At 58.0% G+C, this 23,910-nt stretch carries 22 protein-coding genes, 1 tRNA gene and 1 pseudogene; 20 read left to right on the top strand and 4 right to left on the bottom strand.

What is annotated here, in order from left to right:
• From rpsI to AVCG78_RS04405, 8 genes are all read left to right on the top strand, one after another.
• The gene (gene rpsI, locus AVCG78_RS04440) at positions 1-468 is read left to right on the top strand and encodes a 30S ribosomal protein S9 (protein WP_015915627.1); all 468 of its coding nucleotides are present in this window, start codon (positions 1-3) and stop codon (positions 466-468) included.
• A gap of 146 nt (positions 469-614) precedes the next feature.
• Positions 615-947, top strand: coding sequence for an antibiotic biosynthesis monooxygenase family protein (locus tag AVCG78_RS04435; protein WP_071204621.1), 333 nt, complete (start codon positions 615-617; stop codon positions 945-947).
• A gap of 71 nt (positions 948-1,018) precedes the next feature.
• Positions 1,019-1,864 carry a CgeB family protein gene (locus AVCG78_RS04430; protein ID WP_071204763.1) on the top strand — a complete coding sequence of 282 codons (846 nt, stop codon included), beginning with the start codon at positions 1,019-1,021 and terminating at the stop codon, positions 1,862-1,864.
• 118 nt (positions 1,865-1,982) lie between these two features.
• Entirely contained in the window at positions 1,983-2,828 is an 846-nt protein-coding gene (locus tag AVCG78_RS04425) for a hypothetical protein (protein WP_071204622.1), read from the top strand.
• Between the two features lie 58 nt (positions 2,829-2,886).
• A complete protein-coding gene (speB, locus tag AVCG78_RS04420; protein ID WP_071204623.1) occupies positions 2,887-3,840 on the top strand; it encodes an agmatinase in 954 nt (317 codons plus the stop codon).
• Between the two features lie 69 nt (positions 3,841-3,909).
• The gene (gene argC / locus AVCG78_RS04415; RefSeq protein ID WP_071204624.1) at positions 3,910-4,842 is read left to right on the top strand and encodes an N-acetyl-gamma-glutamyl-phosphate reductase; all 933 of its coding nucleotides are present in this window, start codon (positions 3,910-3,912) and stop codon (positions 4,840-4,842) included.
• Positions 4,843-4,858: 16 nt separating this feature from the next.
• Positions 4,859-5,725: an aminoglycoside phosphotransferase family protein gene (locus AVCG78_RS04410; protein WP_071204625.1), complete on the top strand. Its 867-nt coding sequence runs from the start codon at positions 4,859-4,861 to the stop codon at positions 5,723-5,725.
• 62 nt (positions 5,726-5,787) lie between these two features.
• Positions 5,788-6,615: a DODA-type extradiol aromatic ring-opening family dioxygenase gene (locus AVCG78_RS04405; RefSeq protein WP_071204626.1), complete on the top strand. Its 828-nt coding sequence runs from the start codon at positions 5,788-5,790 to the stop codon at positions 6,613-6,615.
• Here AVCG78_RS04405 and AVCG78_RS04400 read toward each other — a convergent pair.
• Positions 6,595-7,689, bottom strand: coding sequence for a COX15/CtaA family protein (locus AVCG78_RS04400; RefSeq protein WP_156582639.1), 1,095 nt, complete (start codon positions 7,687-7,689; stop codon positions 6,595-6,597). The genes AVCG78_RS04405 and AVCG78_RS04400 overlap by 21 nt on opposite strands.
• Before the next feature lie 155 nt (positions 7,690-7,844).
• Between AVCG78_RS04400 and AVCG78_RS04395 the strand changes: the two genes are divergently transcribed.
• Positions 7,845-8,054, top strand: coding sequence for a DUF2842 domain-containing protein (locus tag AVCG78_RS04395; protein WP_041696430.1), 210 nt, complete (start codon positions 7,845-7,847; stop codon positions 8,052-8,054).
• Between the two features lie 79 nt (positions 8,055-8,133).
• Positions 8,134-9,348 (top strand): GNAT family N-acetyltransferase, encoded by a 1,215-nt coding sequence (locus tag AVCG78_RS04390; protein ID WP_071204628.1) that lies wholly within the window; start codon positions 8,134-8,136, stop codon positions 9,346-9,348.
• Positions 9,349-9,399: 51 nt separating this feature from the next.
• Here the strand turns inward: AVCG78_RS04390 and AVCG78_RS04385 are convergent, their stop codons facing one another.
• Positions 9,400-11,643, bottom strand: a complete 2,244-nt coding sequence (locus AVCG78_RS04385) for a GumC family protein (protein ID WP_015915616.1) — start codon at positions 11,641-11,643, stop codon at positions 9,400-9,402.
• Positions 11,644-11,820: 177 nt separating this feature from the next.
• Here AVCG78_RS04385 and AVCG78_RS04380 point away from each other — a divergent pair, with 177 nt between their 5' ends.
• The 6 genes from AVCG78_RS04380 (at position 11,821) to AVCG78_RS04355 (ending at position 17,962) form a co-directional block, all read left to right on the top strand.
• Positions 11,821-12,390 (top strand): polysaccharide biosynthesis/export family protein, encoded by a 570-nt coding sequence (locus AVCG78_RS04380; RefSeq protein WP_015915615.1) that lies wholly within the window; start codon positions 11,821-11,823, stop codon positions 12,388-12,390.
• On the top strand, positions 12,390-13,526 hold the full coding sequence (locus AVCG78_RS04375; protein WP_015915614.1) for a glycosyltransferase family 4 protein: 1,137 nt from the start codon (positions 12,390-12,392) through the stop codon (positions 13,524-13,526). Before AVCG78_RS04380 ends, AVCG78_RS04375 begins: the two co-directional genes overlap by 1 nt.
• Before the next feature lie 100 nt (positions 13,527-13,626).
• Positions 13,627-15,177, top strand: a complete 1,551-nt coding sequence (locus AVCG78_RS04370; protein WP_071204629.1) for an undecaprenyl-phosphate glucose phosphotransferase — start codon at positions 13,627-13,629, stop codon at positions 15,175-15,177.
• Positions 15,174-16,400 (top strand): O-antigen ligase family protein, encoded by a 1,227-nt coding sequence (locus AVCG78_RS04365; RefSeq protein WP_071204630.1) that lies wholly within the window; start codon positions 15,174-15,176, stop codon positions 16,398-16,400. The genes AVCG78_RS04370 and AVCG78_RS04365 overlap by 4 nt, the downstream gene beginning before the upstream one ends.
• A 31-nt stretch (positions 16,401-16,431) precedes the next feature.
• Positions 16,432-17,706, top strand: coding sequence for a glycosyltransferase (locus AVCG78_RS04360; RefSeq protein WP_071204764.1), 1,275 nt, complete (start codon positions 16,432-16,434; stop codon positions 17,704-17,706).
• 106 nt (positions 17,707-17,812) lie between these two features.
• Positions 17,813-17,962, top strand: coding sequence for a hypothetical protein (locus AVCG78_RS04355; protein ID WP_015915610.1), 150 nt, complete (start codon positions 17,813-17,815; stop codon positions 17,960-17,962).
• A gap of 199 nt (positions 17,963-18,161) precedes the next feature.
• On the opposite strand, the gene AVCG78_RS04350 is transcribed toward AVCG78_RS04355, so the two are convergent.
• Positions 18,162-19,190 (bottom strand): extracellular catalytic domain type 1 short-chain-length polyhydroxyalkanoate depolymerase, encoded by a 1,029-nt coding sequence (locus AVCG78_RS04350; RefSeq protein ID WP_071204631.1) that lies wholly within the window; start codon positions 19,188-19,190, stop codon positions 18,162-18,164.
• A 503-nt stretch (positions 19,191-19,693) separates the two neighbouring features.
• Positions 19,694-19,770 (bottom strand) — tRNA-Pro (locus AVCG78_RS04345).
• 479 nt (positions 19,771-20,249) lie between these two features.
• Between AVCG78_RS04345 and AVCG78_RS04340 the strand changes: the two genes are divergently transcribed.
• From AVCG78_RS04340 to dinB, 4 genes and pseudogenes are all read left to right on the top strand, one after another.
• A complete protein-coding gene (locus AVCG78_RS04340) occupies positions 20,250-21,101 on the top strand; it encodes an AraC family transcriptional regulator (protein WP_197434932.1) in 852 nt (283 codons plus the stop codon).
• A gap of 82 nt (positions 21,102-21,183) precedes the next feature.
• On the top strand, positions 21,184-21,900 hold the full coding sequence (locus AVCG78_RS04335) for an N-acyl homoserine lactonase family protein (protein WP_071585294.1): 717 nt from the start codon (positions 21,184-21,186) through the stop codon (positions 21,898-21,900).
• Positions 21,901-21,990: 90 nt separating this feature from the next.
• Positions 21,991-22,345 (top strand): annotated as a pseudogene (locus AVCG78_RS04330) (transposase); the annotation flags it as partial.
• A 171-nt stretch (positions 22,346-22,516) separates the two neighbouring features.
• Positions 22,517-23,611 (top strand): DNA polymerase IV, encoded by a 1,095-nt coding sequence (gene dinB, locus AVCG78_RS04325; RefSeq protein ID WP_071204634.1) that lies wholly within the window; start codon positions 22,517-22,519, stop codon positions 23,609-23,611.
• The last annotated feature ends 299 nt before the right edge of the window (positions 23,612-23,910 follow it).

Here is a 23,910-nt window from a genome sequence, read left to right as displayed (position 1 = left end):
ATGGCTGACCTCTCTTCCCTGAAGGATCTCGGCACTGCGCAGGAAGCTTCGGCTCCCGTTCACGTCCGTAAGGTCGACGCTCAAGGCCGCGCCTACGCGACTGGCAAGCGCAAGAACGCAATTGCCCGCGTCTGGGTCAAGCCCGGCACTGGCAAGATCACGGTCAATGGCCGCGATTTCCCGGTTTACTTCGCCCGTCCGGTTCTGCAGATGATTCTGCAGCAGCCTGTCGTTGCTGCTGCTCGCACCGGTCAGTTCGACGTTATCGCCACCGTGACCGGTGGTGGTCTGTCCGGCCAGGCTGGCGCTGTGCGTCACGGCATTTCCAAGGCACTCACCTACTTCGAACCGGGCCTGCGCTCGGTTCTGAAGAAGGGTGGCTTCCTGACCCGCGATAGCCGCGTTGTTGAACGTAAGAAGTACGGCAAGGCAAAAGCTCGCCGGTCCTTCCAGTTCTCCAAGCGCTAATCGCGCTTCTGGAATTTTACATTGGAAAAGCGGGGCTTCGGCTCCGCTTTTTTTTATGATCGATCATCAATTTGAATTTGTCTATTTCGGCTGAAGGAGCAAATTGACAACACGCCATGCCTCAACCCAACAGAGAGTCGCCCGTGATGTCCGGTTTTGCCAAACTGCCTTCTCCCCCTTACTACGTCGTCTGTTTTTCCTCGGTCAGAACCGAAGTCAGCAATGGCTACGGTGACATGGCAGAGGCCATGGTGACGCTTGCCAGCCGGCAGCCAGGCTTTCTCGGTGTGGAATCCGCCCGCGATGCGACCGGGTTCGGCATAACCAATTCCTACTGGAGCGATGAAGACTCGATCCGGGCCTGGAAAAAGGTCGTGGATCATCTGGCAGCGCAAAACCAGGGCCGTGCGGAATGGTATAGCCGCTATGAGGTGCGCGTGGCAAAAGTGGAGCGGGCCTACAGCTTTGCGAAAGCCTGACACAGCAAGGATTACCGATTGCCACTGGCTTCAGTTTGACCGGTGACGCAGGCGGAACCTTGGAATTGAAGATGATAAAACGGCCTTACAATATTTGCATCGTGGAGCCGAAAGGCTTCGGACACTCGAAAGCCTTCGAGGAAGTCGCCGAGGCCCTCGACTATTCCTTGAAAGAATTGGGGTATCCGACGGCCCTTTCAGTCAACAGAGTGACCGACGACGCCGTCAACATTATCTTCGGGGCGCATCTCCTCCCCTTGCAGGACCTTCACAGCCTTCATCCGAGCACGATCATCGTCAATGCCGAACCGCTATCTGCAACTTCAGAACGGACACGTGAGCGGGTTCTCATCTGCCTCAATGCCGGTTTGGAGATCTGGGATTACAGTCCCGCAAATATCGAGATCCTCAACCGAATCGGTGGGCAGCCCGTCAAATATCTGCAATTGGGCTTTCAGAAAGAACTGGACCGTATAGCGCCCGCACCGGTCCGGGATATCGACGTGCTTTTTTATGGCTCCATGAATGAACGTCGCGCAGAGATTCTCTACGGCTTGCAAGCCCGAGGGCTTGTCATCGAGCATCTGTTCGATGTGTATGGACGTGAGCGCGACGCCTGGATCGCCAGGTCCAAAGTGGTTTTGAACATGCATCTGCTGGAATCGCAGATTTTCGAAGTCGTGCGCGTGTTCTATCTGCTCATCAATGGCGTGGCCGTCGTGGGCGAAGTGAATGGACCGGAAACGCTGATTGATGAGCGGTTTGCGCAGGGCATCGTCGCCGCCTCTTATAACAATCTGGTTGACGTTACGGAACAGCTGGTGCGCGATGCTGCCAGGCTCGAGAACCAACGCATCCTGGCCCGCGACGCCATCAAGCGTCATCCGCAAGTGACCTTCACCCAACAGCTTCTTTGATGTCTGATGGTAGAAATGGACGGCCTACAGGTTTGCGAAAGCCAGCTGCGCCATGGTCACAGCCCTTACCGTCATGCACCGAGCGTGCATCACGGCCTCGTAACAGCTGGTCGGTGACATGAGTTCTGAAAAATACAATATCTGCATCGTGAGGCCTGACGGCTTCATACACTCCATGGCTTTCGTGGAAGTCGCTGAGGCACTGGGCTATTCGCTGCGAGCGCTGGGGCATCAGTCGATGGTGAATTTTAACGCCTTCGCGCATGACGCAATCAACATCATTTTCGGTGCCCATCTGCTGACGCCCCAAGATATAGCCGATCTCAAGCCAAACACGATCATCGTCAATGCCGAACCGCTCTCGGCGATTGATGCGCCGGTACGTGAGCGCATTCTCACCTGGCTTGAGACCGGATTGGAAATCTGGGATTACAGCCGGGCCAATATCGAAATCCTGAGCCAGATCGGCGGACGGCCAGCCAAATATCTGCAATTGGGCTTCCAGAAGGAACTGGATCGCATTACGCCCGCGCCGCGCCAGGATATCGACGTGCTGTTCTATGGCTCGATGAACGACCGGCGTGCCGCCATCATCGATGGTTTGCGCGACAGGGGCCTTGCCGTCAAGCGCATGTTCAACGCCTATGGGCGCGACCGTGACATTTGGATCGCCCGTTCCAAAACCGTATTGAACATGCATTTTTTCGACGCACAGATTTTCGAGGTCGTGCGGGTCTTTTATCTCCTCAGCAACGGCGTGCCTGTTGTCGGTGAGGTCAACGGACAGGCGACACACATCGAGGAGCGATTTGCGCAGGGCATCGTTGCCGCAACCTATGACGATCTTATCGACGTCACGGAAAAGCTGGTGCGCGACCCGGAAAGGCTCGCACGGCAGCGCATCATCGCCCGCGACGCCATCACGCCCTATCCGCAGACGGCGTTCACGCAAATGCTGCTTTGACTGAGGCCGAGGCCTCTATAGGATTGCCGCATCGAACAGCTGACGCGGATCAAATACCTTGGCAGATAAATCCATAGACCACGCCTTCACGGCAACCGATCTCACATCGGCAGCCACCGACCCGACCTATGCCGGGGTGCTCTCCTTCATGCGCAGGCGCTATACCAAGGCGCTGGATGGGGTGGACACGGCGGTCTGGGGCATTCCCTTCGATGCCGCCACCTCCAACCGGCCAGGCGCCCGATTCGGGCCACAGGCGATTCGACGTGCCTCGGCCATTTTCGACAACGACCCGCAATATCCGTTCGAGCGCGACCTCTTCGCGGCCATGCCCACCGTGGATTACGGCGATTGCCGTCTGGACTATGGCAACCATTGGCAGACACCAGCGACCATTGAAAAGGAAGCGGCCGATATTCTCTCTAAGGCGAACTTCCTGCTGACGCTTGGCGGCGACCATTTTATCACCTGGCCGCTGCTAAAGGCCCATGTCGCCAAACATGGCCCGCTGGCACTGGTGCAATTCGATGCCCATCAGGATACCTGGTTCGATGATGGCAACCGGATCGACCATGGTTCCTTCGTCGGGCGGGCGGTGCGCGAGGGCTTGATTGTCCCGTCCCGTTCGATCCAGATTGGCATCCGCACCCATGCGCCTGACGATTGCGGCATCCGCATGCTCTACGGTCATCAGGTGGAGGAGATGCGCGCTGCCGAGATCGCCGCGCTGATCCTCGAGCATACGGCGGGCCAACCCGCTTATCTCACCTTCGACATCGATTGCCTCGACCCTGCTTTTGCCCCCGGCACCGGCACGCCGGTCGCAGGTGGACCATCCAGCGCAAAAATCCTCTCAGTTCTGCAAAACCTTCATCCGCTCGACATAAGAGGTGCCGATATAGTCGAGGTGGCACCCGCCTATGACCATGCCGATATCACTGCCATTGCAGGGGCAACGGTGGCAATGTATATGCTGGGTCTGCGCGCTGAACGACTGGCGCCATCTGGTTGATAAACTGATTCAAGCAATTCAGGATTTGAATCCGCAAAAGCGGGCAATTCCCTGAAAAGAGAGGGTAAAATGACAGCGAAAATCTTCATTGACGGCGAACACGGCACCACCGGCCTGCAAATCCGCAGCCGCATGGCCGACCGCCGCGATGTGGAATTGCTGTCGATCCCGCAAGAGCAGCGCCGTAATGCCGCCCTGCGCGAGGACATGCTCAACAGCGCCGATATCGCCATTCTGTGCCTGCCCGACGATGCCTCGAAAGAAGCCGTGTCGATGCTGGCTGGCAACAACAATGTGCGGATCATCGATACGTCCACCGCTTTCCGCGTTGCCCAGGACTGGACCTATGGTTTTGCCGAAATGGACAAAGCCCAGGGCGACAAGATCCGCTCGGCCCGCTGCGTTGCCAATCCCGGTTGCTACCCGACGGGCGCTATCGCGCTGATCCGGCCGCTTCGGGCTGCTGGCATCTTGCCGGACGGCTATCCGGTCTCGGTCAATGCCGTGTCCGGCTATAGCGGCGGCGGCAAGCAGCTGATCGCGCAGATGGAAGACGAGAGCCATCCCGAGCATCTGACCGTCAATAATTATGTCTATGGCCTGAACCTCAAGCACAAGCATGTGCCGGAAATGAAGGCTCATGGCCTGCTGGATCGCGCCCCGCTGTTTTCGCCTTCGGTCGGACGGTTCCCGCAGGGCATGATCGTGCAGGTGCCGCTGTTCCTGGAGGATCTGGCGGATGGCGCGACCGTGGAGAGCATCCATGCAGCACTTTGCGCCCATTACGCCGGGCAGGACATCGTCAAGGTCGTCGCCCTGGAAGACAGCGCCAAGCTCGGTCGCGTCGATGCCGAGGAACTGGTGGGCCAGGACACGATGAAGCTCTTCGTGTTCGGCAATCCGGGCTCCGGCCATGTCAATCTCGTCGCCGTTCTGGACAATCTCGGCAAGGGTGCGTCCGGTGCAGCGGTCCAGAACATGGACCTGATGCTGTCGGCGTGATCGTTTGAACAGCTCTTTGAAAGCCCCCATCTTTCCTCCATCTCTGATGGAGACATGGGGGCTTTCGCATATCAGGCTAATCGCCGACACCCATAGCAGTCTCGTTTTCCGCGCCATGCAAGGTCAACGCCTGGTGGTTGCCAAAGCCCTGAAGCCAGAAGGCCGCGGCGAGCGACCCGGCCTTGATTTTTTGCGCTGGCGGGCTGGCAATGGTGCAATCCGGCTCATCGATCAGGCTGGCGACATCGCCCTGCTGGACGATGCGGGTGATCTGCTGCTGCGCCATCATCTTGGCAAGGTCGGAGACCCGGCAGCAACGGAGATCATCGTCAATGTCCTGGCGCGCCTGCATGCGCCCTCGCCCGACCCTGTTCCCGATGCGCTGACGCCTCTACAGGTCCATTTCAACGCCCTGTTTGCGCTCGAAAAAACCATTTCGGACCCTGCTATCGCCGAGATCATCCATTGGACGGCAGCACTTGCCCGCAGCCTGCTTGCGGAGCAACAGGATATCAAACCGCTGCATGGCGACCTGCATCACGATAATGTCATCGGCGATGACGGTGGCAATTGGCTGGCCATCGATCCACAAGGCCTGCTGGGCGATCCGGCCTATGATGTCGCCAATGTCTTCGGCAATCCGCTGCACGCCCCAGATCTCGTTCTCGATCCCCGGCGCGCGATGGACCTCAGCCAGCGGTTTTCGGTGGCTCTGGGCTGTTCGCCACGCAAAATCCTCGGCTATGCCGCGGCCCATTCGGGTCTCTCCTGCGCCTGGACACTGAGCCGTCCACTGACCGCATCCGGCAATGCCAATCTTACTGAGCGGCTTGGCTTTGCCCGGCTTGCCCGGTCCATACTTGCTGAACAGTTTGTCGACTGATCCGCCTCTCGTGCTGGTTGCCGCCACGGCGTATATTCAGGTCATATGTTCAGGAGCAAACCATGACCGACAGCCGTCTTCCCGTTTATTTCATCCCTCATGGCGGCGGGCCATGGCCCTTCATGGATTTCCCGAAAGACGACCACGGCAAAGGCCCCTGGGACGATCTCGCGGCCTTTCTGCAAGGCCTGCCTGCCGATATCGGCGTCACGCCGAAAGCCATTCTCATCGTCTCCGGCCATTGGGAAAAGGAACCGCAGGTCACCGTCAGCACAGCAGCAGCCCCCGGCATGCTCTATGATTATTACGGCTTTCCCGCCCATACCTATGAGATAACCTATCCCGCCAAGGGCGATCCCGCGCTGGCCACCCATGTCCGCGACCTGCTGCAACAGGCAGGCATCGCGTCGGCGGAAGACGATTCGCGCGGCTTCGATCACGGTGTCTTCATTCCGCTGATGGTCGCCTATCCAGATGCGGATGTGCCTGTCGTGATGTTGTCGCTGAAAAATACGCTGGATGCGGAAAGCCATCTGGAGATCGGCAAGGCCTTGCAATCGTTGCGCGATGACAATGTGCTGATCATTGCATCCGGCATGAGCTACCATAATATGCAGATGTTTCGCCGCCGCGATGCCGACCACGAAGCCGTTGCCAAACGGTTCGATGACTGGCTGACGGCAGCGGTCGAACTGCCCGACCCGGATGCCCGTGCAGCCAAGCTCAGCCTCTGGGATCAAAACCCGGATGCGCTTGCCTGCCATGTCCCCGACCATGACCATCTCGTGCCGTTGTTTGTGGCCGCAGGTGCTGCGGGCACCGACAAGGGCGTGCGGATGTTCAACGGTCTGGCGCTGGGCAAGGCCTATTCAGGCTACCGGTTTGGGTAGCGGATAGGCACCATAGAAGCCGCGCAGATGCGCGACCGTAAAGCCGAGCAGGATCAGCGCACCGCCCTGATGGGCGAGCGCTGCGTCCAGTGGCACCTGCAACAGCAGTGCAGAAATTCCCAGCACTGCCTGACAGCAGACGATGGCAAACAGCACGACGCTGCGGCGCGCATGGGTCGTTCCCGGTGCCGCCCGCAGCGACGAAATCATATGATAGAGCGCCACCAGAAACACGGTATAGGCACCAATGCGATGCACGAACTGCACCGTCTTCGGATTTTCGAAGAAATTCAGCCAGACCGGCTGCTGCACCAGCAGATCGCCGGGGATCAGCGCCCCATCCATCAGCGGCCAGGTATTGTAAGACATGCCAGCATCCAGCCCTGCCACAAGCGCACCCAGATAGATCTGGAACAGCACAAGGCACAGCAGCGCAATCGCCCAATGCCTCGAATGCGCAGTCGGGGCCGGATCGGCGCTATGGCGGGCAAGGCCACGCATCACCCAGACACAGGCCGAAAAGATCAGACAGGCTGTAACCAAATGAGTTGCCAAGCGGTATTGGCTGACCTCGGTGCGCTCCGATAGCCCTGATGATACCATCCACCAGCCAATAAAACCCTGAAAGCCGCCAAGCGCCAGGATGCCGACCAGCGGCCAGCGCAAACGCTTCTCGATCCGTCCTGTGGCCCAGAAAAACACCAGCGGCAGGGCAAAGATCACGCCGATGCTGCGGGCCAGGAAGCGATGCGCCCATTCCCACCAGAAAATCGTCTTGAACGCCTCGACCGTCATGCCCTTGTTAACCAGTTCATATTGCGGAATCTGCTGGTAGAGCTTGAACTCTTCCTCCCATTCCGCCGCGCTCAACGGTGGAATGACGCCGTGGATTGGCTTCCATTGGGTAATCGACAAGCCCGAATTGGTCAGCCGCGTCGCGCCCCCGACCAGAACCAGCGCAAACAGCGCGAGAATCACCAGCCCAAGCCAGAGGCGAAGGGCGCGGCGGTTGCGGCTCTGACGGTCGAGGCCGGCTGCCGCCGGGACGGGTGAAGCGGTGCTGGCGATGGTCATCGGTCCAATCTCTCCATTCTACGGCATAATCCCGGTCCGAACGCTGTCTTGCGGGCGGAACGGGTGCATTCCAGTTGATTTGCATCAGCACCCGGTGCAAAACAAGGGCGGAAGGTTTGCGACATCGCGTCGCGTCCTGCAATCAGGGTCATAGCATGCCGGTCAGACTGCGCAAATTCATCGGGACGATTCTGATCGTCGTGCTTGTCATGCTTTACGCGGTGCTGGCCACCACCATTGCCACACTGACATTGGCACAGTCGCCCTGGTGGGTACATCTCACCTATTTCCTGCTGTCGGGCGTGGTCTGGATTCTGCCAGCCATGGCGATCATCAAATGGATGGCGGGTCCGGTTCGCAAATAATCCGCGCATTGCATAATCCTTAAATACAAAGCGGATAAACTGGTGCTGCATCGACAGGACCGGAGGATGCAGCGTGGCGATGATCGATCCGAAACGGCTGACTGAAACCGCCAGTGGACAAATTTCCGTGGCAGATATCATCGTGGACGTTCTGCCTGCGATGGAGCCGCTGGAGGCCGACTGGCGCTGTCTGGAGCGCAACAACCATCTGTCGCTGCATCAAGGTTACGACTGGTGCCGCGCCTGGGTGAAAACCCATGGCAATCCGCTGGCCATCCTGCATGGCCAGCGCAACGGACGCAGCCTGTTCATCCTACCGTTGGAAATCACCCGTCACGCCATGGTCCGCAAGGCCAGCTTCATCGCCACCCGCTTCACCAATATCAATACCGGCCTGTTCGACCCGGCTTTTTTCCAGCAAATCGAACCGGACACAGCCAAACAGTTGGGAAGGCAGATTGTCCAGGCGATGACTGGGCATGCCGATCTCGTTCATCTCGGCAATATTCCGCTCTCCTGGCGTGGATTGTCTCATCCCCTGGCTGGCCTACCGGCTGTCGAACATCAGAACCATGCCTTCCAATTGCCGCTTCTAGGCGACTTCGAACAGACACTCTCCCAGATCAACGCCAAGCGGCGGCGCAAGAAATACCGCAATCAGGTCCGCAAGCTAGAAGCAAGCGGCGGCTTTGAACATATTATTGCGTGCGGTGAGGAGCAGAAAGCCTGGCTGCTGGATCTGTTCTTCCGGCAAAAAGCCGTCCGCTTCGAAACCCTCGGTCTGCCGGACGTGTTTCAGGAGCCGGAGACACAGGCATTCTTCCAGTTGCTGCTGCAAAGCGAGGCAGGTGGATTGAACGTGCCACTGGAACTGCATGCACTGCGGTTGTCGGGCAGCCATCATAACGGCAAGATTGCCGCCATCGCCGGTCTTTCACGTAAGGGCGATCACGTTATCTGCCAGTTCGGCTCGATAGATGAAAGCATCGCCCCGGAGACCAGCCCAGGCGAATTGCTGTTCTGGCTGATGATTGAACAATGCAGCGCCGAGGGGGCCGCCCTGTTCGACTTCGGCCTCGGCGACCAGATCTACAAGCGAAGCTGGTGCCCTATGGAAACCGTGCAACACGATATTTTGCTGCCCGTGACCCCTCTGGGGCACCTCGCAGCCACAGCCGAGCGCAGCCTGATCCGCTCCAAGGCGTTCATCAAGGGGCATCCCCAACTCTATAGCGCGCTGCAAAAACTCCGCGCTCGTAGCGATGCGCAGGCACATGATATGGGTAAGGAATGAAACCTGGAACCTGTCAGAGAAACCCGGGTTCAACCTTTCCTAAGGCAAAGTCTAAGCCACCCGCCGGTCCCCATCATCCGGTGGCACCGGGCTGTCGTCGCTCATCAGCACCAGATCACTATAGCCCACAGCTTCGAAGGAGGACATGATCTGTGCCAATTGCTTGCGGTCCGGATTGGGCGCGGAGAGAATGACTTCATGGTCCTGGGCCTTGCACAGACCAACAACATTATCGGCGCTGGCCGGACCGCATTCGATCAGGACCAGATCATAGACATCAGCAAGCGCTTCGACCACCATGGACAGGCGCTCGATGCCGCGCAGCGCCTGACGGATATCGCTATTGCCCTTCGGCACGATATGGGCGTTTGACAATCTGTCGGAATGGATGGTTTCGCCAAAGGTAACGTCGCCGCAGAGCAGATCGGTCACGCCGGGCAGATCGTTTCGCTCGGCCATCAGCGCTGTCGGATAGCCGGAGCCAGTCATGTCGATGAGGATCACCGTGCGTTCGGCTTTGGCCACGGCGCGTGCCAAAAGCACGGTTGCCGCCGAACCATCATCGCCGGAAGGCGAGATCACCACTGCTTTGGAAATACCATGCCGCGTCAGATAACGCGCCACCGACGCGATTGAAAACTCATGATCGGCATCGGTAAAGGCCGCCCGATGCTGATCGCTTTCACTTTCAGTATCTGCCGGTGCGATGGGCGGGGTTTCCTTTTCGATCCGTTCGGCGGCTGCCGTCGCTGCGACAGCGGCAGCCGCCGTATCCAGTCTTGGCTTCTGCCTTGCAGGCGCGGCTACCGGTTCGTCAAAGGCAGGTTCACCGGTCCGGCGGCGAGGATATTCCTCCGCAAACCGCCCGCTGCGGTCTGGATCAACAGGGCCGACAGGCTTCAGCGCCCGGCCGCTGAACAGCTCCGCCAGCATGATGACGATCACGCTCAACACCAGAGCCGCCATGGCGGCCACCACTGTTATTGGAAGAACCTTGGGGAAATTCGGCTCACTCGGCTCAGACGCACGGGAAATCACCCGGGCATCGGCAGGGCTGGCATTGCTGTCTAGCCGGCTGGTGGCTTCGCGGTAGCGGGCAAGATAGGTTTCCAGCAATTGCCGCTGGGCGCTCGCTTCCCGCTCCAATGCCGCAAGCCCAACCTGGCTGTCCCCGGCCTTGGCACTTTGTGCCTTAAGGGTGGTCAGCTGTCGGTCAAGCTCCGCTTCACGCATCCGAGCGACATTGGCCTCGGTTTCCAGACTGGAAACGACTTTTCTGGTCTCTTCGGCCAGTTGCTGGCGCAGATTGGCCAATTGCGCCCGCAGTGCCTTGATGCGGGGATGACCGTCCAGAAGGCTGGTGGAGAGGTCGGAAATCTGTGCCTGTACGGCGGCTTCCGCCTGTTTCAATTGTTGCACGGCAGGAGAGGCCATGACGATATCGAGATTGTCGGTCGATCGCCCGGCCTTCAGCGACGCCTTGGCGTTTTCGGCCCGCGCCTGCGCACTGGCCCGGTCGGTGCGCACCCGCGCCAATTCCGTCGAGATATCATTGAGCTGCTTGGAGGCGAATGTACCGCCCTCGCCGGTCGACAGCAGATCGGCGCTGCGGCGATAATCCGCGACTTTCTTTTCGGCGTCGGAAACCTTCTGACGCAGATTGGAAATTTCAGGTTCCAGCCAGCGGGCCGCATCCTCATTGCTATCAAGCTTGGCGCCGCTCTGTATTGCCAGATAGACCTTGACCATTTCATTGGGAATGGCGGCGGCAAGCCTTGCATCCTTGGAGGAAAACTCGATGCCGATAACCCGCGACTTCTCCACCTGATAGACCTGGAGCTTTTCCAGGAAGGTGCGGATCACCCGGTCTTCGGGCGCCAGATCGAGCGGGTTCTTTTTCAGATGCAGCATCACCATCAGATCCGACAAGGCGGACGGATGCAGATCGGGATCGAATTCGGTCAATTCGTAGAGCTTGAGATCCTTCACCACCTGCCGGATCAGATCCACCGAGCGAAACAATTGCACCTGACTGGCAATATTCAGCTCGTCCAGCACCGGTTCCGAGGCCGCCGATTTGGCGTTTTCCGCATCGTAATTGGGCGCGCGCGGCTCGATCAACACCGTGGTTTCGGCGCGGTAGGTTGGACGGATCATGCTGGCCCCGGCGAAGGCGACGCCTGCGGCCAGACAGGTGACAAGCAATACCCTGCCCTTTCGCTGCCAGACGGCGCGAAACAGCTGCAAGAGATCGATATCCACGTCCTGATGGGCGGCGACCGGCTGACCCGACATTCCATCCCTCCTTCAAATCTGTCCGGAGCGTAAACGAACATAGTAACTCAAGCGTTAACCGAGTGTGGTCATCGCGGCGATTGCAAGATAAGCTAGCGGGACTTGCGCTCTGATCTTTACACTCCCTTAACCATACTGGCCGATAAGAACATGATTATCTTCTATGGGAGCGTGCGCATGGTCACCGCCAAACAGATCTTGCTGGCTGTTGCCGTCACCCTGCTGGCGGTGCTTTCCAGCTGCGCCACCTATAAGCCGGCTTCGAAAGTCTTCCAGGAAGCGACGATCCAGCCCTACCGGCTGGATAGCGGCGACCGGTTGCGCATTACCGTGTTCGACCAGGCCAATTTGAGCAATACCTACACCGTCGATCAGGCCGGCTATATCGCCTTTCCGCTGATCGGTCAGGTCGCGGCGCGCGGCACCACCATGCCGCAGTTGGAAGGCACCATTGCCCAGCGGCTGCGCAAGGGCTATCTGCGCGATCCCGACGTCAGCATCGAGATCGACCGCTACCGCTCGATCTTCGTCATGGGCGAAGTCGGCCAACCGGGGCAATATTCCTATGTACCGGGCATGACGGTGCAGAATGCCATCGCGGTAGCTGGCGGGTTCACCAGCCGCGCCAACGAGCGCGACGTGGATGTCACCCGCAAGGTGAACGGCACCATCGCCACGGGCCGAGTGCCGATCACCGACCCGATCATCGCCGGTGACACGGTTTATGTGCGCGAACGGCTGTTCTGATGCCGGATGAAAATGGGCTGCGGATCATTCATTGTTTCCGCTCGCCAATTGGCGGCATTTTCCGGCATGTGCGCGATCTGGTCGAGCATCATGACGCGCTTGGCCATTCCGTCGGCATCATCTGCGACAGCAGCACGGGTGGCGCCCATGAGGACGCCCTGTTTGCGGAATTGCAGCCCCGCCTGAAACTCGGCCTTATTCGCCAGCCGATCCGGCGTGCTATCGGATTTGACGACATCAGCGCGGTGCGCTCCTGCTACCGGCATATAAAGAGCCTGAAACCCGATATACTGCATGGTCACGGCGCCAAAGGCGGCGCGCTCGCCCGCATCATTGGCACGGCCCTTCGCATGCAGGGATCAAAGGTTGTCCGCCTCTATTCACCGCATGGCGGTAGCCTGCATTATCGCCGCAACAGGCCAGTTGGCAGACTGATCTTTGCACTGGAAAAGCTGCTGGAACGCCAGACCGAAGCCATCGCCTTTGTCTGCGGCTTCGAGCAATGGTCCTACGGGCAAAAGGTGGGAAAGCCGAGTTGCGACTCCCGATTGATTTTGAACGGGATCAGCGAAAGCGAGTTTCGACCTGTGCCAATCCGTGACGCAGCCGTGGATTTCGTCTTCATCGGCATGTTGCGGGATCTGAAAGGCCCTGACGTCTTCATCAACGCCGTGCTGGAGGCTGAACGGCTGCTGGGTCGCCCGCTGACCGCCGCAGTCATCGGCGACGGCCCGGACCGTGACAGATACGAGCAGCAGATTCACCAGCGCGGCCTTGGGCTTCGCATGCAATTGCTGCCTGCCATGCGGGTCTCGGAGGCCTTTACCTTCAGCAATATTGTCGTCGTCCCCTCCAGGGCCGAATCCATGCCCTATATCGTACTGGAGGCGATCGCCGCCGGAAAATCGGTGATTGCCAGCGCCGTCGGCGGCATTCCGGAGGCGCTCGGCAAAACCAGCGCCGCACTTGTTGCGCCCGACAATGTCGAGGAACTGGCCGCGACCATGGTGCAGGCCCTGACCCAGCCGGACTGGAAACAGGTTGTCATGCCGGACCCAACGCTCTTCCATGCGCGATTTTCAGCCTCTGCCATGGCCGCGCAAATGCTGGCGCTCTACCGTGATCATTCGGTTTGACACCAACAGTGACCTGCATCATCGTGGGACGGGTCCTGCCAAAGCTAAAGGTTTTTTAGCACATTTGCGGTAATCCAACGTTGCAAAATGAATTGCCGCGATGAGGACGCTAGAGACTTTGGATGTAGCAAAGCTCCGTCAAAAACTGAAGGAAGAGGCTGAACAGACCCGCGCAAGCGGCTCTTCATCGTCTCCAACGGTCGAATTGTCGCCACTCGCCAGCCGGGTGGCGGAGCAATTACGCCGTGCCAATCGCTCGCCAAGCATCATGCTCGGGCAGTTCGGTCTGCTGGAATTTTCCTGGCTGATCGCCACCAGCCTGATTTCCGGCTGGTTGACGATGGACGGACCGATTGACACTCTCCTGCACATTGGTGCCTTTGGCGCCCTTGGTGCGGTGGTTTTTATCCTGTTCACGCAATTTGCCGATGGCTACCAGATATACACACTCCGCCGTCCGTTCCGCTCGGTGAAGCGGGCCCTGACCAGCTGGTGTTTGGTTGTCGCCTTGATGGTCGGCATCCACTTCGCCTGGAATGCCCAGCTGTTTAGCGCCAGCTGGCTGGCGACCTGGGCGGCAACCTCTGCCCTGTTTCTCCTGCTGGAACGCTATGGCATGGCATTGGCCATTCGCAGCTGGACCCGCAACGGCATCATCGAGCGACGCGCCGTGGTGGTCGGCGGAGGGGAGCCTGCCAAACAGTTGATCCGCACGCTGGAAAGCCAGCAGGATAACGATATCCGTATCTGCGGTATTTTTGATGATCGTCAAGGCGACCGGTCCCCTAACATCGTCGCGGGCTATCCCAAGCTCGGCACCGTTGCCGAGCTGGTGGCTTTTGCGCGCGAAACACGGATCGACATGCTGATCATCGCCCTGCCGATCAGCGCAGAAGCACGTATTCTGGAATTGCTGAAACTACTTTGGGTCCTGCCGGTGGATATTCGGCTGGCGGCCCATTCCAACAGCCTGAGATTCAGGCCCCGCGCCTATTCCCATGTCGGCGATCTGCCGATGCTGGATCTGGTCGACAAGCCGATCCGTGACTGGGACCAGGTTGCCAAACGTGCCTTCGACATCATTTTCAGTCTGGCGGCACTCGCCGTCTTCTGGCCGGTCATGGCACTCGCCGCCATCGCCATCAAATCCACGTCGAAAGGGCCGGTGCTCTTCGTGCAGAAGCGCCATGGCTTCAACAATGAGGTCATCAAAGTCCTGAAATTCCGCTCGATGTATACGGAAATGAGCGACCCGACCGCCAAACTGGCCGTCACCAAGAACGACCCGCGCGTCACGCCCGTCGGCCGCTGGCTGCGCAAATCCTCGATGGATGAATTGCCGCAACTGTTCAATGTATTGCGTGGCGATCTTTCGCTGGTCGGGCCGCGCCCGCATGCGGTCATGGCGCAAACCCGCAACCGCCATTACAGCGAAATCGTCGAGAGCTATTTCGCCCGTCACCGGGTCAAGCCCGGTGTCACCGGTTGGGCGCAGATCAAGGGCTGGCGTGGCGAGATCGATACCGACGACAAGATCAAGGGCAGAACCGCCCATGACCTCTATTATATCGAAAACTGGTCGCTGCTGTTTGACCTGAAAATCCTGTTGATGACGCCGATAAGCCTGTTCAACACGGAAAATGCTTATTGAGCGCGGTCAGCCACCATAGCAGCCCGCCTTTCCGGCCAGGCTTTGCGGCCATAACCCTGACGGGATCGGCGCTGGTCGGTTTTGGCGTCTTTCTGCTCGGCTTCGTGTTCATGGAGCCAGCCCCTTACGAATTGTTCATGGCGGCGCAGATTCCCCTGTGGTTCCTGCTGGGTCTGAAGGTTTCCCGCAGCGTCGCACCGCTTCTGGCGCTGATGCTGACCTTCAATGTCGGCGGCATGATTTCGCTGACGACAATGACGGACCTCGATCAAGGCCCCCTCTATGTCGCCGTCTCGACCTTCCTGGCCGTGACCTCAGTGTTTTATGCGGCCATCGTCGAGGAGCGGCATGAACGGCTGCGGTTGATTTTCAATGCCTGGGTTCTTGCCGCAGTCGCCACGTCCCTTCTGGGCATCCTAGGCTATTTCCACGCTTTCCCCGGCGCCGAGATGTTTACGCGCTATGACCGGGCCATGGGGGCTTTTCAGGACCCCAATGTGTTTGGGCCGTTTCTGATCGCTCCATCGCTCTATCTCATCCATGGGCTTTTGACTGGCAGGCTGCTGGACGCACCGTGGAAGATCCTTTGCCTGCTGATCCTCGCACTTGGGGTGTTCCTGTCGTTTTCACGAGCGGCCTGGGCGCTTTTCCTGTTTAGCGCCATTGCCATGGTGCTGATCCTGCTGATCAAGGAGCGCAGCAGTGCCTTCCGCCTGAAGATTGTGCTGCTGGCGCTGACGGCTGCCATCGCTCTCGTTGTGGCGCTGACCGTCGCTCTGCAATTCCAGCAGGTGCGCGACCTGTTTTCCAGCCGCACCCAGCTTGTGCAGGACTATGATGGCGGCCATCTCGGTCGCTTCGAGCGTCACAAAATCGGCTTTCTGATGTCGATGGAAAAGCCACTCGGGATCGGCCCCATGGTGTTCAGCAAGATCTTTCCAGAGGATGAGCACAATATCTGGCTGAAAACCCTGACATCCTATGGGTGGCTCGGCTTTGTCTGTTTTATCACCATGCTGATCTGGAGCATTTGCTTCGGCTTCAAATGTCTGCTCTATGACCGCCCTTGGCAACCCTATCTGATGATTGCCTGGATCGTGCTGATCGGCCACGCCCTGATCGGCAATGTCATCGATATCGATCACTGGCGACATGTGTACCTGCTGTTCGGAATCCTTTGGGGATGCAGAGCACTGGAAATCAATTGGCAAAGACACAGATGAACATCGGGGGGAGCGTTTGGTGGAGGAAAACGTGACGGATGGCCAGGAAATTGCCGGTGGGCAGCGTCTGCGAATCTTGCAGGTGCTGGAACCGAGCGGCGGTGGCTCCGGCCGTCATTTCATCGATCTTTGTGCAGGCCTCGCTGCCTGCGGCCAGACGGTGACCGCTGTCTATTCTCCGTTGAGAGCAGAGAGCCGGTTCGTTGCCGAATTGCTGGCGCTGCCGCTGCACGAGATCATCGCGCTGGACATGCATCGTGCGGTCGGCCCCTGGGATCTCGCCTCCTATCGGGCGCTGCGGCGGCTGATCCGCGACAAAGGCCCGTTTGACATTGTGCATGGCCACAGTTCCAAGGCAGGTGCGCTGACCCGGCTGGCAACCCTACCCGGGCGCAATCCACCGGTGCTTTACACGCCACATGCCTTCCGCACCATGGACCCCACGCTCGGCTCCAAAGGCCGCCTGGTCTATGGCGGCGTAGAACGGCTGCTTGGACGATTTTTCAGCGACAGAGTGATTTGCGTTTCGCCAGACGAATATCATCATGCCGTGGCGCTGGGCATTCCAGCCCGAACCCTCCGCATTGTCGCCAATGGCGTCAAATATCCGCCCGGCGACGCGCGTTCGGAAACACGCACACGCTTCGGCATTACGCATGAGCACATGGTTTTCGGTTTCATCGGCAGGCTCGTGGCCCAGAAAGCCCCGGAGCGGCTGATCCGCGCTTTTGCCAGCATTGCAGACCTGATGCCCCAGGCCCGGCTGGTGATGATCGGCAGCGGCGAGCGGGAAGCGGAACTGCGCGCCATGATCCAAACTCTTGGCCTTGACGGCAAGGCCCAGATCCGCAGCGATATAAGTGGGCATGACGCCATCCAGGCCTTTGACATCCTGGTTGCTCCGAGCCGTTACGAGGCCATGTCCTATGCGATGCTGGAAGCCGCAGCCGGTGGCCTTCCCCTCGTTTTGACATCCGTGGGCGGAACGAGCGTCGTGCTGGAAAATGGTGTCAACGGCTTTGCCGTTCCCAATAGCGATGAGATCAAGCCGCTTGCAGACGCCATGGCCGCTTTTCGCGATCCCCTGACGCGGGCACAGTTTACGGCTGGCGCCTTGAGCCGCCGTAACAATTATCGGCTTGAAAAAATGGTGGCCGAAACATTGGCGATCTACCGAAACCTTCTCCCCCAGACCGCGCCAACCGAGGCTACGCCAAGCTCGCTGTTAACCTCAGAAGCTCGGGCCAAGCACGTGGCAGACGAAGAGCAGCGCACCCTGCTGCTTGCCAAGCGCATCGTCGTCTAATCCCGCCGATTGAGAATTTTTCCACGCCAGTGGAACATTTTCCCTTCTGTCGCGTTTTGAGCGCGTTCAGCCGAAACAGTTGGCGCACGGACAGAAGAGGGACAGCATGAACCGCACAAACGGTCTTTATTTGATCATCGGCGCATTGGTCGTCATCGTGGTTGGCCTCGGGGCCTATGCCTATCACGAGGAAACCAAGCCCAAGGGCGTTGAACTCAGCATTGGCAAAGACGGCGTCGCCGTCGAACAGAAATAATCCCCAGCCGCTTGGAGCCCGTCACGTTCAGGTAGAACCAGACAGGTTCTGACTTCTCTTGTTTCCGTTTGTCTTTTTAGGAAAATCGCAACCCACTTTTCCTAAGGCAAACACTAGAGTTTTTCTTACAGCTCCATGCGTTAGCTCGCATGGAGCTGTAAGACTTTGTAGCCGCGGTATCATTTCAAGTGCAGGCAAATCACGCGACCTTGCGTTTGCCTTCTGTCACGTCAAGACCCCAGCTTTCCACCAGCAGGGATGGCAAATGCAGGTCGCCAGGTAGCATATAGGGCATTGCCTGCCCCTCACCCGCCTTGATCGGCAGACCATGCCCCAGGCCATCCATTACGGCATATTCCACCTTGATCGCACCGTCTGCGTCATGCCAGACATAGCCGTCGCTCCGGCCATAGGCCACAGGTTTTGCCTTGCCGTCCAGCAAGCCATGCACGGCAAGCCATTGGATGACCAGCGCATCTGCGTTCTTCTGATGGACGACATTGTCATCCCTACCCTGCCAGATCGAAATCCTTGGCCAGTCCCGACCTTCAGGCGCGGCCTGATAGACCAGTTGCGCCCATTCATCCGGGGCTTTGGCCACACCGTTATGCATGATGTTCAAGGCATTCATTGCATCGCGCGCACCACCAACCGGCAACCCGGCAACCACCGCACCCGCCTTGAAGATATCGGGATAGGCGGCAAGAGCCGCAGCAGCCAGCGCCCCACCGGCCGACAGGCCCATGATGAAAACATTGTCGGTGCTGAGGCCATGAGCCTCGACCATGGTGTCAATCATCTGGCGGATCGAGCCAGTCTCGCCGCGATCACGGGCAACAGCACTCGGGCGAAACCAATTGAAACACCCATTCGGATTGTTGGAGCTGCGCTGTTCGGGGTAAAGCAACGCGAAACCATGCTGACGCGCCAGACGGCTCCAGCCGCTGCCATCATCGAAATCCTTGGCCGTCTGCCCACAACCGTGCAGCACGACCACCAGCGGCGCGCTCGGCGGCAAGCCGGGTGGCACATAGGTCATCATCCGCAAATGTCCGGGATTGCTGCCGAAGCTAGTGTTTTCAACAAGGCGCGGCTGGGCGGGCTTTCTCGGTTTCGGCGCGACCTTTTCGCGCGGCGTGGCGCTCTCAACCAGATCCACAAATGCCTTTTGTAATTTTTTTTGGCGGCGAACCATGGCGGCCACCGATTTTGGAACATTCAATCGCATCACATCTGCCTTCCTGACGGCTGCATTCTCTCGTCTGCTTCACAAGCCGCCAATACTTCTGGCCCTCAGAAACTCATGGTGAATATCGTCTCATGCTAATCTCGAAGGTTATGAGGACCAACGACAAGGCATATTGCTGCACTGCACCCAATATAAGGCAGAGACCGGACTTTATCGATACCAGTGCAGCACCATTTGGCGCTTTTGCAGCCTGTTCAGTCTCTTCAAAGCCCAGAAAATCTGAGAATAGCCCTTAGAATATAGATGGTTACAGAAAAAATCTGCCTATTATGTGCACCGCAAAAAAAGCATTATACATTATAAACATAAAACTCTTGAGATTAGCTTACGCCCTGAATGGAATACGCGAGCACAAAGCCGCCGCCTCTCCCCAAAATAAAAGGGCTTCAGCAAACCTGAGTGCAAGGCGCTGTAACGCTGAAAATAGGCATATGGCTTGAAGAGAGGCAATCACCCAAAATTGGGGGAGTGATTGAAATAAATGGTCGGGACGGCAGGATTTGAACCTGCGACCCCTTGACCCCCAGTCAAGTGCGCTACCGGGCTGCGCTACGCCCCGACCCGCTCCTAAGAGCAAGATGCCTATAGATTTTCTGCCTTTGGCGCGCAAGCGAAAAATGCGGCTGAAATAATAAAAATCAGAACAAAAAGACATCAAATGCAAGCAGCGGGACAAAAAGTCCCACGAAAGTCCCACGGATGTTCTTCTTTTGTGCACGCCTCAACGAGGCAATCCAGCCTTCTTGACTCCAAAATAAAACGGAACGTAATCAGAACAACGATACGAACATTTACGTCCTTACCCGCCTGATAATGGAGAAAATGCACCATGAACCAGGAATGCGAGAGCACATACGCTCGACACGAGGCCGCGAAAGCCGACCCGATATCTCACCTTATTGAGTTCTAAGATCTCATACCGCTGATCAACGTTCATGTTACTCCCTATGGCCGATTCGATCTCGACACTCGGATAGATTTCGGCAAAATCGCTGCGCAGGCAGTGGGACTTTTGCGAAAGCCCGGTCAGCGCATTTGATGACTGAGATAAGCAACCAGAAGGAAGGAGGCTTCATGTTCCTAATTATTCCTCCTGCTCGCGATCTCGCTACGCTTGTTAAAGCCTATTGGTTCGTTGAAGATCTGTCAGGAGAACATGCAGGACGTCTAATCCGAACTAGCCCCATCCCTCTGGCGGTACTATCTGTCAATATGGGCCGTCCCAATGCGACGGAGGATGGCGAACTGGTGCCGAGCGTGTCCTTTCTTGGCTTACAGTCTCGAAGCCGGGCATGGCATTCATGTTTAGACACCTATTTCGTCATGGTGATGCTGACGATTCCGGGACTTGTTCGGCTGCTTCCCCATACCGGATCATGCAGTGCCAACATGCTTCTTGATCTTGCTGCGCTTACCGGTGATGCTTCCGCCCAATCTCTGAAAGATGGTGTTGGCGTGGAGCAGGAACCTCGACGTATCGCGGCTTTCTTGGATCAGTGGCTACTTTCCAGGATGAGCTGCACGCGACCTGTTTCGGAAGATAGGCAGATCGCCATGGCACATTCAATCCTGTGCCGTGGCGGGACCGTCGAAACGGCCGCGGAGGCTGCCCAGATTAATCGCCGTCAACTGCACCGTCTTTTTCACCGACATCTCGGCGTGGGGCCAAAGGAACTCGCAGATCTGGAGCGATTGCATTCCAGCCTAAAGGGCGTTCAGTCTGGTCGAGGCGAGCCAATGCAGGGGTTCAGCGACCAGGCCCATCAGATCAGAAGCTGGCAGCGGCGATTGGGCGTAGCGCCGGGTGCTTATGCCCGTGCGGCGCGCGCACCATTGGCCGATCAGTTCGATGCGCAGGGCGCCGTACCCGGGATCGCCTATTATTTGTGACGCCGCCTGTCCCATTCTTTCAAGACAGCCAGCCATTCTCTGTGAATGGTCGGATTGTGTCGAAGGGAGATCAAAACAAACCATGCGCCTTTATCTGCTCCACCTGGGCCTCATGCAGCCCGGCGATGTGCCCGTTCCGGGCTACCTCATCCAGACACCAGATGGCATCAACATCCTGATTGACACAGGCTGGCCACGATCCTTCGTCGAAGATCCGCTAAACCCGCCGGGGCTTGTCGTCGAAATAAGGCCTGAGGATACGGTGGTTGCTCGCCTTGCGGCCATCGGACTTCAGCCATCTGACATCGACTACCTCATATGCACCCATCTCGATGATGACCATTCCGGCAACCACGATCTGTTCACCAGCGCCGAATGCGTCGTCCAGAGACAACACTACGAGCTGGCGAAAGGCGGGCATCCCCGGTTTGCGGCCAACCGGGCTGCATGGGATCATCCGTCGCTTCACTATCGTCTCATCGAAGGGGACATCGAACTGGTGCCGGATGTGGAATTGCTGAAAACCAGCGGACATGTTCCCGGCCATCAGTCTGTGATGGTTCGTCTTCCGCAGACAGGAACCGTGCTGCTTGCCGCTGACGCCGTTATGCACCACTCAATGGCTGACGCTGCAACGCGGCAAATGTTTATCACCGATATGGATGATGAACCGGCCATTCGACGAAGCACGCAGAAGATCTCCGACATCGCGGAACGCGAATGCACGGCATGTGTCGTCTACGGACATGATGCCGAGCAATGGGCCTCCTTACGTCACTCTCCAGCGTTCTACGAATGATCTGCTTGCCAATCGGACACCGCTAAAAGCCTCCCCTTTGGCCTGTTTTCGTGATTCAATCCGGCGTGTGTGATTTGCCTGGAGTGGATGATGCGGGGACAGCCGGGGTTCTTTGATCTGGACGAACGTTACGAGCGGCTGAGTGCCGTTGGTGACCCGCTGGAGAAGCTGAACGCGATCAAACGGATCGAAGGGTGGACGTCCGCCGTTTTCAGCGGTTCTGATGTTCAAGATCCTTGTGCTGCAGGCACTCTACAATCTCTCCGACGATCAGGCAGAGTTCGTCATCCAGGATCGGCTTTCCTTCATGCGCTTCCTGGGGCACGGCCTTTGCGACAAGGTTCCGGATGCCAAGACGATCTGGCTGTTTCGCGAAAGCCTGGTGAGGGCCAGTGCAATCGACAATCTGTTCGCCCGTTTCGACAAGCATCTGTCGCGGTCCGGCGAATAACCTTCTCCTTTCAGGGCTTTGCAGCTCTCTTTGCCGATGCTATGTTCATTATTTGTTCCAAATACTTTTATGCGGCAGTCGGGATGTCAGGCAGTTTTATTCATGCGAGATAAAACCCATCTGAGGGATCACGCCATGACGAGTTCGGATGGGCCTGAGACGGCCATGAGCCCAGATCGTTCGACCGGCGTCTCTGGGCGCAAGATCATCCATGTCGATATGGACGCCTTTTATGCGTCTGTTGAACAGCGCGACAATCCGCAGCTGCGCGGTAAGCCCGTCGCCGTTGGCGGGTCCGCGGCCCGTGGCGTGGTGGCGGCTGCAAGTTATGAGGCACGCGCCTTTGGCGTCCACTCGGCGATGCCGTCCGTGACCGCCAAGCGCAAGTGCCCGGATTTGATCTTCGTGCCACCTCGCTTTGACGTCTACCGGCAGGTCTCTCACCAGATCCGCGAGATCTTCGCCGAATACACGCCGCTCATCGAGCCACTGTCATTGGACGAGGCCTATCTCGATGTCACAGAAAATCTGAAGGGCATGGAGATCGCCACCGAGATCGCGCTGGAAATCCGGGCAAAGATCAAGGCAGCCACCGGGCTCAACGCCTCAGCTGGCATTTCCTACAACAAGTTTCTGGCAAAGATGGCAAGCGACCTGAACAAGCCGAATGGCCAGGCTGTCATCACGCCAAAAAACGGGCCAGGGTTTGTCGAGGCCCTCCCTGTCAAGAAATTCCATGGCGTGGGACCCGCCACGGCCGAGCGCATGAAACGCCATGGGATCGAAACCGGGCTCGATCTGAAATCGAAGTCGCTTCAGTTTCTTCAGACGCATTTCGGCAAGTCGGGGTCCTACTTCTATGGCATCGCGCGGGGCATCGACGAACGGCAGGTAAGAGCAGATCGCATCCGAAAATCTGTCGGTGCTGAAGACACATTTGTTGAGGACATCGATGATCTCGATTTGGCCAAAGCCGAATTGCGGCCTTTGATCGAAAAAGTCTGGCGCTATTGCGAGGCGCACGACATCAAGGGAAAGACCATCACCGTCAAAATCAAATATTCGGATTTCAGCCAAGCGACACGTAGCAAGACCGTGGCAGGATACGTATCGGACATCGACATGATCATGGGGATAGCGGAGCCCCTGCTCGCCTCAGTATTCCCATTCAAACATCCGGTGCGGCTGCTTGGGATCACCCTGTCATCGCTGAACACCGAAGAAAGCGAGCAGACACCGCAGCTCGCGCTCGAACTCTGATGCGACGGCCCTGAAAACGAAAAAGCCTGCCGCGGGAGGAGGTGCGGCAGGCTTTCCGAAAAGAACCGAACAACGGCTGGGAGGAGGAGTGCCGCTGTTCCGACAGACGTGCCCTGGGAGGAGGAGTGGGCCGTCTGAATTCGAAGCTCTGCGGGAGGAGGTGCATCGCTTCGATGAAAATTAAGATACCAGTTTCCGCCGCACACGAAACAGACATTGCTGCAGTGCAGCTATGCGAGAAGCGCAAGGCCCTTTTGCGGCATCAGAAGTATCGAGCTGAGGCTCCGTGGTGGGCCACA

It is taken from the genome of Gillisella vitis (assembly GCF_021559775.1).
GTDB classification, from domain to species: domain Bacteria; phylum Pseudomonadota; class Alphaproteobacteria; order Rhizobiales; family Rhizobiaceae; genus Allorhizobium; species Allorhizobium ampelinum.
This window is presented reverse-complemented; position numbering and strand designations above follow the sequence as displayed.

What these genes read in the sequence shown, in the direction of transcription:
- rpsI (WP_015915627.1), top strand. Translation starts at nt 1, where the DNA reads ATGGCTGACCTCTCTTCCCTGAAGGATCTCGGCACTGCGCAGGAAGCT.
- AVCG78_RS04435 (WP_071204621.1), top strand. Translation starts at nt 615, where the DNA reads ATGTCCGGTTTTGCCAAACTGCCTTCTCCCCCTTACTACGTCGTCTGT.
- AVCG78_RS04430 (WP_071204763.1), top strand. Translation starts at nt 1,019, where the DNA reads ATGATAAAACGGCCTTACAATATTTGCATCGTGGAGCCGAAAGGCTTC.
- AVCG78_RS04425 (WP_071204622.1), top strand. Translation starts at nt 1,983, where the DNA reads ATGAGTTCTGAAAAATACAATATCTGCATCGTGAGGCCTGACGGCTTC.
- argC (WP_071204624.1), top strand. Translation starts at nt 3,910, where the DNA reads ATGACAGCGAAAATCTTCATTGACGGCGAACACGGCACCACCGGCCTG.
- AVCG78_RS04405 (WP_071204626.1), top strand. Translation starts at nt 5,788, where the DNA reads ATGACCGACAGCCGTCTTCCCGTTTATTTCATCCCTCATGGCGGCGGG.
- AVCG78_RS04400 (WP_156582639.1), bottom strand. Translation starts at nt 7,689, where the DNA reads ATGACCATCGCCAGCACCGCTTCACCCGTCCCGGCGGCAGCCGGCCTC.
- AVCG78_RS04395 (WP_041696430.1), top strand. Translation starts at nt 7,845, where the DNA reads ATGCCGGTCAGACTGCGCAAATTCATCGGGACGATTCTGATCGTCGTG.
- AVCG78_RS04390 (WP_071204628.1), top strand. Translation starts at nt 8,134, where the DNA reads ATGATCGATCCGAAACGGCTGACTGAAACCGCCAGTGGACAAATTTCC.
- AVCG78_RS04385 (WP_015915616.1), bottom strand. Translation starts at nt 11,643, where the DNA reads ATGTCGGGTCAGCCGGTCGCCGCCCATCAGGACGTGGATATCGATCTC.
- AVCG78_RS04380 (WP_015915615.1), top strand. Translation starts at nt 11,821, where the DNA reads ATGGTCACCGCCAAACAGATCTTGCTGGCTGTTGCCGTCACCCTGCTG.
- AVCG78_RS04375 (WP_015915614.1), top strand. Translation starts at nt 12,390, where the DNA reads ATGCCGGATGAAAATGGGCTGCGGATCATTCATTGTTTCCGCTCGCCA.
- AVCG78_RS04370 (WP_071204629.1), top strand. Translation starts at nt 13,627, where the DNA reads ATGAGGACGCTAGAGACTTTGGATGTAGCAAAGCTCCGTCAAAAACTG.
- AVCG78_RS04355 (WP_015915610.1), top strand. Translation starts at nt 17,813, where the DNA reads ATGAACCGCACAAACGGTCTTTATTTGATCATCGGCGCATTGGTCGTC.
- AVCG78_RS04350 (WP_071204631.1), bottom strand. Translation starts at nt 19,190, where the DNA reads ATGCGATTGAATGTTCCAAAATCGGTGGCCGCCATGGTTCGCCGCCAA.
- AVCG78_RS04340 (WP_197434932.1), top strand. Translation starts at nt 20,250, where the DNA reads ATGACTGAGATAAGCAACCAGAAGGAAGGAGGCTTCATGTTCCTAATT.
- AVCG78_RS04335 (WP_071585294.1), top strand. Translation starts at nt 21,184, where the DNA reads ATGCGCCTTTATCTGCTCCACCTGGGCCTCATGCAGCCCGGCGATGTG.
- dinB (WP_071204634.1), top strand. Translation starts at nt 22,517, where the DNA reads ATGAGCCCAGATCGTTCGACCGGCGTCTCTGGGCGCAAGATCATCCAT.